Origin of the sequence: Protofrankia sp. Cas3 (assembly GCF_963555955.1) — a bacterium.
Classification (GTDB): Bacteria; Actinomycetota; Actinomycetes; order Frankiales; family Frankiaceae; genus Protofrankia.
In genome coordinates this window covers 1-13,621 of sequence record NZ_CAUVXP010000054.1, presented here as the reverse complement: position 1 = coordinate 13,621, position 13,621 = coordinate 1, and the positions used below count along the sequence as shown (strand labels likewise).

The window sequence follows — 13,621 nt, the reverse complement described above, 5'->3', positions numbered from 1 at the left end:
ATGACCACGTCCCAGACCGGGACACCCGGTTCCCCGCCGCTTCCGTATTCGGGGCTGACGGTCGTCGAGTGGGCGGGTGACCCCGCTGGTGAAGGGACCGGACGACTCCTCGTGGAGCTCGGTGCCGACGTGATCAAGATCGAACCACCGCAGGGATCACCGACGCGGCGGATCGGTCCCTTCGCGCACGACGTCGTCAGCGCCGACACGAGCCTGACGTTCTGGTACTACAATTTCGGCAAGCGCAGCGTGGTCTCCGACGGATCGGAATCGGACCAGGCGTTGTTGCACCGCCTGCTCGTCGGCGCGGACGTCCTGCTCATCACCCTGCGCCCGCGCGAGATCGCCGCGGCCGGCCTGGACTACTCCGAGCTGCTGACCACGCATCCGCAACTGATCATCTTGTCGGTCACCGCGTTCGGGCTGGACGGCCCGTGGGCGGACTACCGCACCTGCGATCTGGTCGGACTCGCCGCGGGCGGCCCGCTGGCCAGCTGCGGCTATGACGACCACTCGATCCCGCCCATCCGCCCCGGCGGCAATCAAGGTTACCACACGGCGACGAGTTTCGCCCACTGCGGCCTGCTGCTGGCGTTACTCGATCGCCAGCGGACAGGTGCGGGGCAGCTGGTGGACGTGTCCATGCACGAGTCGCTCGCTGTCAGCGGGGAACTGGCGAATCCATACTGGTTCTACCCGAAGGTCCTCGTGCACAGGCAGACCTGTCGCCACGCCCAGCCCGTGCCGACACAGCCGGCGCTGTTCCGCTGCGCCGATGACCGATGGGTCTACTTCGCGCTCATCCTCGCCGACCGCAAGCCCTGGGATGCGCTGGTCGCATGGATGGAAAGCCTCGGCGTCGCCGCGGACCTGACCGACACAGCCTACGATGATCTGGCGCACCGCCAGCAGAACTTTCAGCACATTCAGGAACTCATCGAATGCCTGTTCCTCCTGCAGGACGCCACGACGGCCTACCACGAGGGGCAACGGCGCGGGCTGCCGATCGGGCCGGTCAACGCCCCCGAGGATGTCCTGGACGACGAGCACCTGCAGGCGAGGAACTTCTTCACCACGGTCGCCTTCGACAGCGATCTCAGCGCGTTGGTCCCGACGAGCCCCTACCGGTTCTCGTCCTTCCAGACCGTTGCTCCCACGCGGGCGCCACGGTTGGGTGAACACACTGGACACGTACCCGGCGCCGAGGAGGCAGACCGATGATGAGCAGACCTGTAGTACGGACACGGCCGGTGGACGACGGACTGTTCGTCGAGGGCGACGACGGGCCCAGCCTCGTCGCGAGCAGCTGCCGGTCGTGCGGGACGACGACCTTCCCGCGCCAGCAGTCGTGCCCGAAATGCACCCGAATGGACATGAAGGACCGCCTTCTCCCCCGCAGCGGCACACTGTGGTCCTTCACCGTGCAGAATTTCCGTCCCAAACCGCCCTACGCCGGTCCGGAGCCGTTCACGCCCTACGGCGTGGGATACGTGGAGCTTCCCGGCGCGGTCATCGTCGAGGCCGTCCTGACCGAAAACGACCCGCAGCGGCTGCACATCGGGGAGCCGATGGAGCTGGTCCTCGTGCCCCTGTGTCACGACGACGACGGCACCCAGGTCCTCACCTATGCGTTCTCCCCCGTCCGATCCGGTGACCCGGAACGGGGATCAGACGGAAACCAGACCCCGAACCTGGGTAACCACAAGTAACCACAAAGGAGTGCGCCGTGGATGTCGCCATCGTGGGCATCGGAATTCATCCGTTCGGGCGACACGAGGGGGTCAGCGGACGGGCGCAGGGAGCCTACGCGGCTCGGGCTGCGCTGACGGACGCGGGCCTGGAATGGCCCGACATCCAGTTCGCCTTCGGCGGCAGCCTCGCGGCAGGGGCCGCCGACTCGCTCGTCTCGGACCTGGGGCTGACCGGCATCCCGTTCGTCAACGTGGCCAACGGATGCGCGACGGGCGGCAGCGCACTGATCAACGCGGACAGTACCATCAGGTCGGGCGCGTACGAACTCGGGATGGTGATCGGCTTCGACAAGCACCCGCGGGGTGCCTTCGACGCCGATCCCGCGACGGTCGGCCTGGGGCAGTGGTACGGCGAAACCGGACTCATGCTGACGACCCAGTTCTTCGGGATGAAGGCGCAGCGCTACCTGCACACGTACGGCCTCAGTCCGTCGATACTGGCGAAGGTGGCGGTCAAGGCCTTCTACAACGGTTCGCTGAACCCCAACGCGTGGCGCCGTATCCCGCACACGGAAGAAGCGATCATGTCGTCGACGATGGTGAGCCATCCGCTGACGCAGTACATGTTCTGCTCGCCGGGGGAAGGCGCAGTCGCGCTCGTGCTGTGCCGGGCGGACCGCGCGCGCAGGTACACCGACACGCCGGTGTACCTGCGGTCCGCGGTACTACGTTCACGCCGGTTCGGCTCGTTCGAGGTGTTCAGCCCGTGGCTGGCGCCCGAACGCGCTGACAGCCCGAGTGTGGACGCGGCCCGGGCGGCGTTCGAGCTGGCCGGGGTCGCCCCCGGCGATGTCGACGTCGCGCAGATCCAGGACACCGAGTCCGGGGCGGAGATCTGTCACATGGCCGAGTGCGGCCTGTGCAAAGACGGTGAGCAAGAGGAACTGCTGGCAACGGGTGCCACCGGGATCGGCGGCAGCCTTCCGATCAACACCGACGGTGGCTGCCTCGCCAACGGCGAGCCGATCGGCGCGTCGGGTCTGCGTCAGGTGTACGAGAACGTCCTGCAGCTGCGCGGGGCCGCCGCGGCGCGACAGGTGCCCGCGAACCCGACGGTGGCGTTCAGCCACGTCTACGGCGCGCCGGGGGTCAGCGCCTGCACCGTGCTGACCCGCTAGATCATGAATCTGTCGGCAGCGCGGGCGAGACACGCTCGCTTCTGCGCCAGGTCGGCCCCGCGCCATATCTGGTCCGCCCACACGACCAGGTTGATGATCCCCTCGGCCTCGTAGCGGGGCACCAGTTCCAGATCCTGGCCTTCCAACCGGAAGTAGCAGGCAATCATCGCACGCCCGTACTGTTCGCACAGTGCCGCGAGCCGGTCGCGAAGCCGTACCGCGTCGGAGAAGGAGGGCGTGCCGGAACTGAACCAGGCGTCCCCCAGTCGGGCTGCGCGATGCAGCGCCCGGTCCGTGTTCCCCCCGAGGACGAGCGGCACCGCAACGGGCCGGGGGGTGACCTGGATCCTGCCGGTCGTGAAGTGGTTACCCTGATGCTCGAAGGGTCCTCCGCTCCAGGCCGACCGCAGGACCTCCAGGCACTCCTCGAGGCGGGATCCACGTTCGTCGAACGGCACGCCGAGGGCGGCGAACTCCTCGCGCAGCCAACCGGCTCCGACCCCGAGCATGAACCTGCCGGCAGCGATCTCCTGCGTCGTGCAGGCGGCACGAGCTGTCAGAAGCGGGTGACGTAACGGCAGGATGTAGATGCCCGTCGCGAGCTTCACCCTCGTCGTGAGCGCCGCGGCGGCGCTCAACGCCGACCACGGGTCCAGCAGCTTCGTGGCCGGGTCGATGATCGGCCGGGTGTGATGCTGGTGCGCCGTTTCGCCCTGGGTGGGGTGCTCGCTGGAGTAGTCGTACGGCAGGACGAGATGCTCGCCGAGCCAGAGGGCATCGAAGCCGAGGTCGTCGGCCGCCACGGCGAGGTCCAGTAGGTCACGCGCACCCATGTCGTATACCGACAGGCCGATCCGCATCATCGTCCCTTCCGGCCTCAGCTGAATCTCACCGGTCCGGCCGCGTCAACGGGGATACACCTGGGGGCCGCTGCCGCCGACGGCAGCGAGGTAACCGGTGGAGTCCACCCGACGCTCGCCCCAGAGAATCTCGAAGAGAAGCCTGCTGATTTTCCAACCGTCCGCTGTGCGTCGCAGCTGGTTATGGTACCGGCCGACGAGCACGTGCACCGTTTCCGGCGATGCGCGGAACACCTGGTGCGAGGTGTGGTAGATGAGCGCCGTGGCGTGATCCGCTACAAGGTCCACATGGTAAACACTGAGCAGATGATGCTGCCAGACGCATTCCCGGGTGCCTTCGTCGATCCAATTGGCGACCGCGTCACCGCCGACGATGGGATCAGCGTTGCCGTACTGCGCCCACAGGTCGTCGGCGAGGGTCACACGGATCCCGTCGACATCCCGTTTGTCGATACACGACGCATACCTGTAAAGCACCTCGGTAACGTCGGCGCGGTCCAAACCGGCCTCAATCTCGGCCGCTGTACGCATGCTCGCTCCCTTCGCAGCCGTCCTGGCGGGTGCCACGTCTGCTGCGGCGCTGCCGTGTCAAGGCCCGACCTTCATCCACACGCTCTTGAGCTGGGTGAACTCGTCGAGAGAGGCCGCGCCCAGGGTGCGGCCATGCCCGGAGTACTTCACACCGCCGTAGGGCACCGTCGGGTAGACCATCTGGAAGGTGTTCACCCACACCGTGCCTGTCCGTAGCGCTCTGCTCATGCGGTGTGCCAGGCCCAGGTCGTTGGTCCACACGCCGGCCGCCAGGCCGTACTCGGTGTCGTTGGCGATGGCGATGGCCTCCTCCTCCGAGCCGAACTCCAGCACGGACATCACGGGCCCGAAGATCTCCTCGCGGGCGATCCGCATGTCGTTGCGCACGGATGTGAACACCGTCGGCTGGTGGAAGTAGCCGACATCGCCGTGACGCTCACCGCCGAGCACCAGCTCCGCGCCCTCGTCACGGCCGTAGCCGACGTAGCGCTGCACCCGCTCCAGCTGTTCCGCGGACACCAGCGGTCCCATCTGGCTACTGGGGTCGAAACCCGAGCCGAGCCGGATGTCACGCGACCCTTCAATGATCATGCTTACCAGTTTGTCGTGCACGGAACGGTGCACCAACAGACGGCTACCCGCGGTGCACACCTGTCCGGATGCGCCCCACACCGCGGCCATGGCCGCTGCGGCGGCGGCCTCCAGGTTGGCGTCGGGGAAGACGATGAACGGGCTCTTGCCGCCGAGTTCGAGGCTCACCCGCTTCACCCGTGCGGCGGCGGCCGCCTGGATCGCGCAACCGGTCGCCACGGACCCGGTGAACGACAGGGCGTCGATGTCGGCAGAGGCGACGAGTGCGGCGCCCACGACCTCACCGACACCTTGCACGACGTTGAAGACCCCCGGCGGAATCCCCGCCTCGAGCGCCAGCTCCGCCATGAGAACCGCCGACATGGGGGTCTGCTCGGCCGGCTTCAGCACGACGCTGTTGCCCGCGCTGATGGCGGCGGCCACCGAGGCGAACACGGCCGTCGGCCCGTTCCACGGAGTGATCAGGCCGACGACGCCGATCGGCTCCCGGTGCTGATACACGGCCAGGTCCGACGGTACCGACGGGATCGTTCCGGAAAGCTTGGAGGGCCAGCCCGCGTAGTAGTCAATACCGTCGACCGCGAACTGGACGATGAAGCCCTCATAGAAACGCAGCAAGCCCGCGTCGATCACATCGATCTCGGCGAAGACGTCCGCCCGCTCCGTCAGGAGGCTGGAGAGCCTACGCATCCGGCGTTCTTTTTCCAAGGGCGGGAGGAACCGCCACCGGCCGTCATCGAAGGCGGCGCGTGCAGATTGTGCGGCCCGTTCGGCGTCGGCCACCGAGCCGGCAGCGGCGGTGGCGACCTGCCGTTCCGTCGCGGGATCGACGACCGCCATCGTCGCTCCGTCGGCAGCCGGGACGACCTCACCGTCGATAACGTGACCGAACAGGGGGCGTGCCAGCTGCCGTGCGGTTTCCGCCGAAATCGGATATGTCGAGGAATTGTCCGACGTACTGATCACCGAAGGTACTCCGATCCGATAGAAGAGATATCTGCAGAAAAAGGTCCAGATGCACTGAAAGCGACTGCACTGAGAGCAACCGGCAACAGGGACACCGCGTCACGGAGCCGGGGCACGTGGCTCGCCGGTCGCGACGGGCTCAGGCTGCGCGCCGGACCCGGACCCGGACCTGGACCCGGACTTGGACCCGGATCCGGACGTGGACTCGGACTCGGCAGCCGCCGCCTGCGTTCGCCGGCTGCGCCGGGTCTGGGCGACCTGTCGACTCGCCAGCGCGACGGCGATCAGCAGGGCCACGCCCTGGAACAGCGGCTGGATCCAGAAGGTGCCGGGCCCGAAGGCCAGTTGCAGGCCCTTGACACCGAACGCGAGCGCGAAATATGCGACCAGCGTGCCCCACACGTTGGGCCGCCGGGAGAACTGCGACGCCCCGAAGAACACCGCTGCCAGCGCGGGGAACAGCAGACCTGAACCGGAGTCCGCGGTATAGGCGCCGACCCGCATCGCGTAGATGACGCCAGCGATCCCGGCCACCCCGCCGGAGGCGATGAGCGAGCCGTAGACGAGCCGCTCCGCCGGCAGGCCGGCCAGCCGTGCGGCCTCCGGGTTGCTGCCGACCGCGAACAGGTAGCGCCCGACCGGCGTGTGCTCCAGAACGAACCACAGGATGACCGCCAGCGCCAGCAGGTAGAGCACGACCACCGGAACGCCCAGCAGGTTCGTGCTGCCGAGCGTCGCGAACCGGTCGGAGAACGCGCCGGTGATCTGGCGGTTGTCAGAGACCTTCAGTCCCACGGCGGTGAGCACCTGGCTCACGCCGAGGGTGGCTATCAGCGAGTTGACCCGGAACCGCACCACCAGGAAGCCGCTGACCAGTCCGACCAGACAGCACACCAGCACAGCGCCGAGGCAGACCAGGCCGACCGGGATGTCGGTGTTGGCCGCGAACCAGTTGATCAGTACCAGCGACAGACCCATCATCGCGCCGATCGACAGGTCGAAGATGCCGGCCGCGAGCGGGACCAGGAAGGCCAGCGCCAGGACCGCGGTCACCACGCCTTCGCCGAAGGTGAGACGGAACGTGCTGACCGTCAGGAACAAATGTGGCTTGAGCGCTCCGAAGATGACGATGAACAGCGCGAAAAGGAGTAGAGCGCTGTACTTGCCGACCGTGAGGCTGACCGGCGCCCGGACAGGCCCCGGCGGGTACGGACCGCCCGCGACACCACGACCGGCCCCGCCCTTCGCGGTCCCGGCTTCCACAGCGGGTGGCTGGGCGGCGACGGGCCCGGCCGGTTGGGCGCCGGCCCGGTCCGCGGTGCCGTCGGCCGCGGTGCCGTCGGCCGTGGGTCGACGACCGATTTCTAACGACATTGCTCCACCTCGGGAGATACAGGAGGAAGGCGGTCTTGATCACAGGACCGCCGGTCGAAAAAAGGGCTCATGGCGCTCCCAGCGATACCTGTGCATGATCAACGGCTTCCGGCGAAAGGTCGACGCCCCGGCGCAGTGTGCGCACGACACGTCCGTGACTCAGAATGTGTACGCGGTCGGCCAGGCGGGCCAGCTCCTCGCTGTCGGTCGACACCAGCAGGACCGCCGTTCCCGCGTCCGCGCTGCGCTCGATGATGCTGTGGACCTGATCACGCGCCTTCACGTCGATGCCGGCGGTCGGGTCGTCGAGCACGAGCACCTTCGGGGACAGGCGCAACGCGCGGGCGACGAGCACCTTCTGCTGGTTACCTCCGGACAGGCTCGTCATGGGCGCGTCCACGCCGCGGGTCACGATCCCGAGCTCGTCGACCCAGGTACGAACCTCCCGGCGCTCGGACCCGGCGTCGATGTAGCCGCGCCGGACATGGCGGTGCAGCGACCCCATGGTCAGGTTCTGGCGTACCGTCAGGGTGGCGAAGGTGCCATACCGCGCCCGCTCGCCCGGTACGAAGGCCAGCCGGGCAGCCATGGCCGCGGCGGGATTCGCCGACGGGACGGCGACACCGTCCACGGACACCTGGCCCGTCCGGGGCATCCGTCCGCTGAGCATTGCACCCAGCACCTCGCGACCCGAACCGGTCAGGCCTGCGATTCCGACGATCTCCCCACGGCACACGGTGGTGGACACTCCGGCGACGGTTCCCCCGGCGATCTCCTCAAGTCCGAGGACGACGGGCCCGGCCGCCTCGACCGCCTCGTCACGCCCGGTCGAGATGACCAGGTCGTGACCAACCATCAGCCGGCCGAGGGTGTCGCGGTCCATGCCGGCGGCATCCGCCGATGCGACCTTCCGGCCGTCGCGCAGGACCGTGACGTGGTCCGCGATGTCGAGGACCTCGTCCAGATGGTGCGAGACGATGAGCACGCTGTGTCCGGCGTCCCGCAGCCGCCGGATCGTCGCCAACAGCCGGTCCACGTCGGCCGCCGGCAGGGCGGCGGTCGGTTCGTCGAGCACCAACACCGCCCTACCCTGGTCCGGTTCGGGAAGCGCCCGCGCGATCGCGAGACCTGTGCGGTCGGCCAGCCCCAGTTCGCCCGCCGGGGCGCGGACATCGATGTCGAGCCCGACCCGCGCCACCCGCTCCTGCGCCTGCCGGCGGGCTTCCCGCCAGCGGATCCGGCCGAGGAAGCCCCGCGGGTAGGACAGTCCCAGCATGAGGTTCTCCACCGAGCTGAGGTCGAGGAGCAGCCCCAGGTCCTGGTGGACGAAACGGATTCCGGCCTCGTGCGCCGCCGCTGATCCGAATTGCAACGGCATACCGTGCACCCAGACGCCGCCGCCCGGGTCCGGCCGATGGTAGCCCGCCACAATCTTGATCAGGGTGGACTTGCCGGAGCCGTTCTGCCCGACGAGGGCGTGCACCTTTCCCTCAGCGATGGCAAGATCGACACGGTCGAGGACCACCTGCCCGGAAAACGTCTTGGACAGGTTGCGGATGTCCAGGGCCGGCACGTTCGCCCGGTCCTCCTGCGACGCTGTCTCGACTTCGCCGTCACTCACCATTACTCAACTGACCTGACACCCCGCGCCTGCTGGGGCCGAAGAGTGCGTGAAAGAACGATGATCGCGCACTCTTCGGCGAACCGTCTGATTTCAGCTTGCCGTGACCTCAGAGACCCCACAGCTTCTTGAACGTGTCCTTGAAACCCGCCGGCCCGGGCCAGCCGTTCTTCTCGTCCACGATGGCCTTCGCCTGGTCGGGTGTGCTCACGAGATAGAACGGCGAGATCGCGGCCTTGCGCTCGTCCGGCAGCGACCACTGGTCGACTGCGACACGAGCCATCTGGTCCACCATCGTCCACATCGCGAGCTCCTGCGGGAGTGCGCTCCATGCCGTCGAGGTGCCGTTGATGACTTCGTTGAACTGCGGCTGCGCCCCCTGGGTACCGACCAGCTTCACCTTCCCCAACAGGCCGGCTGTCTTCAGGACGGCCGGCACACCTTTCTCAAGGCCGCTGTAGGTGAAGAAGACGTAGTTGACGCTGGGATTTGCCTGCAGGTAGGAGGAGATGCTCTGCGGCACGGCGCCACCGGCGAGGTCGTTGACCGTCGTCTCAAGATTGTGGATCTTGCAGCTGGGGCAGTTCTTGCCGAGCTCGGCCGTCACCCCGTCGGCCTGTGCCGTCAGAACCGGGTAGGAGGGGATCGTCACCTGCAGGATGTCGGCCTTGCCGTTCGAATCCACAGCCATGAAGTCGGCCATCGCGCCGCCGAAGGCACTGGCGGCGGTGGCGTCGTTGCAGTCCGAGAAAAGATTGTTGCCCGGTCCCGCGGGCACGTCCGTGGTGTAGCACATGAACAGCGGGATGCCCTTGGCCTTCGCCTGGTTCATCTGCTGCTTGAACAGGTCGACGGGAAAGCCGGTGGTGGCGATGTAGTCCACGCCGGCGTCGATGGCCTGTTGAATGGCCGAACCCGGATCGGTTGCGGTGGCGCTCAGCGTGGTCAGGCTCCAACCCAGGGCGCTGGTGGCGTCCTTGACGAAGCCAGCCAGGATGGCGCAGCTCGGGTCCGCGCACTGGACGAAGGCGACCTTCTTCTTCGGCGGCGCAGACTTCAGCGGCGTGGACTGAACGATGCTCGTCGGCGGCGTCAGGTACTTGGCGAGGTTCGCCTTGGCTGCTGCTAACGACGCGTCGGACGCCGGACTCGGGTTTACCGCCGCCGGCGTCGCCGAGTCCGAATCACTGCCGCACGCCGCGAGGAACAGCGCGAGGACCACGCCGACGACGAGGGGCATTACTCTTCGAGAACTGCGATGCATGTGATTACCCCGTCGGTCCTTGAAGGAAAAGGCAGGCATCCTGACACAGCGCCGGCACCGGCCGGCCACCGTCTCGGAATGCCGTCGCCGAGTGATAGAGGATCAGTTGGGAAACAGCTGGACGTGGGGAAGGACTGTCGGCGGTGTCGCACCTGGACGCCGAGTCAGAGCCGGATCAAGTGCCAGGAAAATTATTCCTCGCGATGTTCGCTGTCAAGGACATGCTCGGCGGCCCCCTTCTGGAGATCCACCGGGAACCAGACACGCCCGGCCGTCATCCAGTTGGCCGAAGTGCACGCGATCATGGTCCTTTTCGCGCGCTCGGAGGCCCCAAGAGTCGCCAGCCGCCGTGGCCACGGACGAGGTATGCCCTCCCCTTCGCCAACCGTCGGTACCGCCGGACCGGACACGCGAGCCAAGGAGATACCGGAGGGCGTCCACGCTGCCCGTATCAACCGTGGTCCACGTCACACGGAGACCATAAACGTCATGACGATTAACCGCAAGGGAGGGATGCGGGACGGTCACGCGCATCGGCCGGCACGGACGCCGGTCCTACGGGAGGGTCCCCTCGCCGGTGACTCCTCATGAGGAATACGGTTCCACGAGTTCGCCCGCGGCGTCACCGACGCCCACGGCGCCGATGCATGATCGTCGCCGTGGGCGTCGTGCAGGGCGAGCTCAGTCCACCGGATGTGTGCGGGAGTCGCTACCCACCACCAGGATCCTGCCGGGGGCACGTTCGCCGTTGGTCAACCAGTAGCCGCCGTCGCGGTGTAAGCCGACCTGCGCGGGCGGAGCGCACCTGCCATCGACCCGATGGGTGTCGAATCCGGTACTCACCCCGACGAAGGTTTCATGGCAGCTCGGGCAGTGGGCGGCGTTCAACGCCGTCCAACGGACACCGCATCGCCCACAGCTCAGCAGAATCGGTCGGTCGTATTCGACGTCCCGGCCAGCCACTGGCTCGCCCCCTCACCCATCCGACCTCGCACCCGCCACCGACCATGATGCGGTGGCTGGTGGTCGGTGGTGCGGGCAGGGGCGACCAGCCATGCGATGCCTCGCATGATAATGCGAAGCCAACCGGTCGGCCCGGTATGCGCGGGTAGCTGTCCGATCCCGTGGACCTGCCCACCGACACAACCGGCTGACACAACCGAATGACACAGCCCAACGACACAGCCGGACCGGCGTGAGGTCACGCCGGTCCGGCTGTGTCGTTGCGTACGGCGACCAGCACCGCGACGCCGTCAGGGTCCGGTAGCGGGTACCGGTCCGATCCCGGCGGTCGATGTCACCCCGGGAACCCACCACCGGTCCCGGAACCGCCGCCCGTTGCGGATCCGGATCCGGACCCGGAGCCGGAGCCGGCAACGCCGGAGAGGGCGTCCGCGGCGCTGGAGAGCGCACCGCGGGTGAGATTCAAGGCAGCATGAGCAACATCATTGGCTGTGTTCTCGCCCATGCTGCCGGGGTCGGCGCCATCGTTGCCGCCGGTGCCCGAGCCCGCGTTGGCTCCCGAGCCCGCGTTGGCTCCCGAGCCCGCGTTGGCTCCCGGGGCGGCGTTGGCTCCCGGGGCGGAGCCGAAACCTGAGCCAGAGGTGATGCTGGCGTTGGTATTGGTTCCACCAACGCCGGAGACGGCATTCGCGGCGCTGGACAGCGCACCGCGGGTGATGTCGACGGCTATGCGGGACACGTCACCGGCAGCACCGGCCGCCGTGGCGCCCGGGTCGCCGCCGGCGGTGAGGGAGGGGAAGGCGCTGGCCGGAGCGGCACCCAGGAGCGCGGCGAGCATCCCGGTGACGGTGACGACACCGGCACGCCGCAGGGTTCTGGCGGTCATGCTTGCCCCCAGCAGATATCCGAAGTGGACGTTTCCCTGGAAACGTAGGCCGTCGCGCGGGGTCGAGGCGTCACATACCGCGCACTGTGGTAATGGTTTCATCACAACGGACAACCCGGCGCGTAATCCATCAGATGATTCCGTGGTCAGCGCGGTTTCCCGGGCAGCGCCGTTACCCGGGCAATTCTGTTTTCCGGGCAGCGCCGTTACCCGGGCAGCGCCGTCGACGCTGCCATCAGGTCAGGCGATGCCCGCGGGGACTGGCGCGGTCGAAATGGGGGAACACCCTCGGTGCGCCACCGCGCATCACCATCGCGTGGCCGCACCGGATGCAGGGAGGTCATGATGTCCAGAACAGCGACAGAGCATCGAGGGTACGGCGACGCCGCCGGTGCAGTGTGGGCCGTCCTCCTTGTGCTGGGCATCGCCGTGACAGCACTCGGCGTCGTGCTCGTCGCGAACCCGTCCGACTCGGCGAGCACTCTGGCGATCCTGGTCGGGTTGGCTATGGTGCTGTCCGGGATCACCGAGGTGCTCGCGGCGGGACGGGCGCCGGAACCTGCCATGGCGGCCGTGTTCGGCGTCCTGCTGGTCGTGGGCGGAATCGTGGCACTTGCCTGGCCTGCTGTGACGCTCTGGGCGCTGGCTGTGATAGTTGGGGTGTCCCTCATAGTAGCCGGATTCATCCGGCTGATCATGGCCTCGGCCGCTCCGGCGAACGATCCTGGACGTGGGCGAGCCGCCCTGGTCGGCATTCTGTGCGTGATCGCCGGTATCGTGGCCATGTCCTGGCCGTCTGCGACCGTCTACGTCCTGGCCGTGGTCTTCGGAATCTGGGTGATCGTTCACGGGGTCACGCAGATCATCCTTGCGCTGAGCCTTCGCCGGGCGCTGGCGGCCACCGCCCCCTGATGGCGGATCTCCCGCGCTGAGAACCGCCTCCACCGGCGGTCCGCACTGAATCGGCACGACCGGCGGCGGGTGGGCGGACAGGCCACTCGGCCTTGTTCGCCATCGATCCGAGCCGCCCATCGAGCGCCATCGGCTGGAGTTCCTGCCGGGAAAGCGCCGCGTCTTGAGGCTGCGCAATCCGCTTCATAACGTCTGGCGTGGGTCGATTGACCGGGGTATTCCCGAAGACCCGTCGACCGAGAGGAGAACTCGCCATGGCAATCGAGAACGAAGAGTTGTTCGTGGAGAAGTACACGGAACTACTCCTGGCCGCGTGGCGGGACGATGCCGCGCTCGGGCGTATCCTGACCAATCCCGCCGCAGCCGCCGCCGAGTTCGGCCTGCCGGTCGACGCCGGTGCGACCGTTCGCGTCGACCGTTCCCAGCCCGAGAACCTCTACACCAAGGACGAGGTGGTCCGGGACTGGACGGCCACCGCCGGTGTGCACATTCTGCACATCCCCCGAGCAGCCCCTTGTCAATATGTCCGAACCGATCGATGCAGACCTCGACGCCGTCGCCGCGGGTCTGGTCGTCCTCGTCCTCGTCCTCTGACAATCACGCCACTGTCACCTGGCCTGTTGACGCCGTAGTCAGACAGGCCACGGTGCAGCGAGCGGAAGACGTGCCGGGCTCTCTGCAACCGGTATCCCGGCGAGCATCGGAGGATTTCATGACCTCTGTTGATTCCACTATCGTCCATCGCGCTGGGCCGACGGTGCCCGCACAGCCGACGGCTAGCCCC

The 13,621-nt window shown here is 67.6% G+C and carries 13 protein-coding genes; 5 read left to right on the top strand and 8 right to left on the bottom strand.

Features of this window, described 5'->3' with window-relative positions:
• From U9983_RS12390 to U9983_RS12380, 3 genes are read left to right on the top strand one after another with little or no spacing between them, the layout of a single operon-like run.
• The gene (locus U9983_RS12390) at positions 1–1,221 is read left to right on the top strand and encodes a CaiB/BaiF CoA transferase family protein (protein WP_322754160.1); all 1,221 of its coding nucleotides are present in this window, start codon (positions 1–3) and stop codon (positions 1,219–1,221) included.
• Positions 1,218–1,709 (top strand): Zn-ribbon domain-containing OB-fold protein, encoded by a 492-nt coding sequence (locus tag U9983_RS12385; RefSeq protein WP_416211379.1) that lies wholly within the window; start codon positions 1,218–1,220, stop codon positions 1,707–1,709. The genes U9983_RS12390 and U9983_RS12385 overlap by 4 nt, the downstream gene beginning before the upstream one ends.
• 17 nt (positions 1,710–1,726) lie before the next feature.
• Positions 1,727–2,869, top strand: a complete 1,143-nt coding sequence (locus tag U9983_RS12380; RefSeq protein ID WP_322754158.1) for a thiolase family protein — start codon at positions 1,727–1,729, stop codon at positions 2,867–2,869.
• Here the strand turns inward: U9983_RS12380 and U9983_RS12375 are convergent.
• The 8 genes from U9983_RS12375 to U9983_RS12340 all read right to left on the bottom strand — a co-directional run bounded on the left by U9983_RS12375 (position 2,866) and on the right by U9983_RS12340 (position 11,925).
• A complete protein-coding gene (locus tag U9983_RS12375) occupies positions 2,866–3,732 on the bottom strand; it encodes a TIGR03619 family F420-dependent LLM class oxidoreductase (protein WP_322754157.1) in 867 nt (288 codons plus the stop codon). The genes U9983_RS12380 and U9983_RS12375 overlap by 4 nt on opposite strands.
• A 42-nt stretch (positions 3,733–3,774) precedes the next feature.
• Complete coding sequence (locus tag U9983_RS12370; protein ID WP_322754156.1) at positions 3,775–4,260, bottom strand: nuclear transport factor 2 family protein; 486 nt, start codon at positions 4,258–4,260, stop codon at positions 3,775–3,777.
• 57 nt (positions 4,261–4,317) lie between these two features.
• Positions 4,318–5,817 (bottom strand): aldehyde dehydrogenase family protein, encoded by a 1,500-nt coding sequence (locus U9983_RS12365; protein WP_322754155.1) that lies wholly within the window; start codon positions 5,815–5,817, stop codon positions 4,318–4,320.
• A gap of 99 nt (positions 5,818–5,916) precedes the next feature.
• The gene (locus U9983_RS12360; RefSeq protein WP_322754154.1) at positions 5,917–7,191 is read right to left on the bottom strand and encodes an ABC transporter permease; all 1,275 of its coding nucleotides are present in this window, start codon (positions 7,189–7,191) and stop codon (positions 5,917–5,919) included.
• Between the two features lie 67 nt (positions 7,192–7,258).
• A complete protein-coding gene (locus U9983_RS12355) occupies positions 7,259–8,815 on the bottom strand; it encodes a sugar ABC transporter ATP-binding protein (RefSeq protein WP_322754153.1) in 1,557 nt (518 codons plus the stop codon).
• A gap of 106 nt (positions 8,816–8,921) precedes the next feature.
• Positions 8,922–10,052 (bottom strand): sugar ABC transporter substrate-binding protein, encoded by a 1,131-nt coding sequence (locus tag U9983_RS12350; protein ID WP_322747107.1) that lies wholly within the window; start codon positions 10,050–10,052, stop codon positions 8,922–8,924.
• A gap of 705 nt (positions 10,053–10,757) precedes the next feature.
• Positions 10,758–11,039: a hypothetical protein gene (locus U9983_RS12345; protein WP_322747106.1), complete on the bottom strand. Its 282-nt coding sequence runs from the start codon at positions 11,037–11,039 to the stop codon at positions 10,758–10,760.
• Between the two features lie 334 nt (positions 11,040–11,373).
• The gene (locus U9983_RS12340; protein WP_322754152.1) at positions 11,374–11,925 is read right to left on the bottom strand and encodes a hypothetical protein; all 552 of its coding nucleotides are present in this window, start codon (positions 11,923–11,925) and stop codon (positions 11,374–11,376) included.
• A 342-nt stretch (positions 11,926–12,267) separates the two neighbouring features.
• Between U9983_RS12340 and U9983_RS12335 the strand changes: the two genes are divergently transcribed.
• Positions 12,268–12,837 (top strand): HdeD family acid-resistance protein, encoded by a 570-nt coding sequence (locus U9983_RS12335; RefSeq protein ID WP_322754151.1) that lies wholly within the window; start codon positions 12,268–12,270, stop codon positions 12,835–12,837.
• Between the two features lie 254 nt (positions 12,838–13,091).
• Positions 13,092–13,469, top strand: coding sequence for a hypothetical protein (locus tag U9983_RS12330; protein ID WP_322754150.1), 378 nt, complete (start codon positions 13,092–13,094; stop codon positions 13,467–13,469).
• The last annotated feature ends 152 nt before the right edge of the window (positions 13,470–13,621 follow it).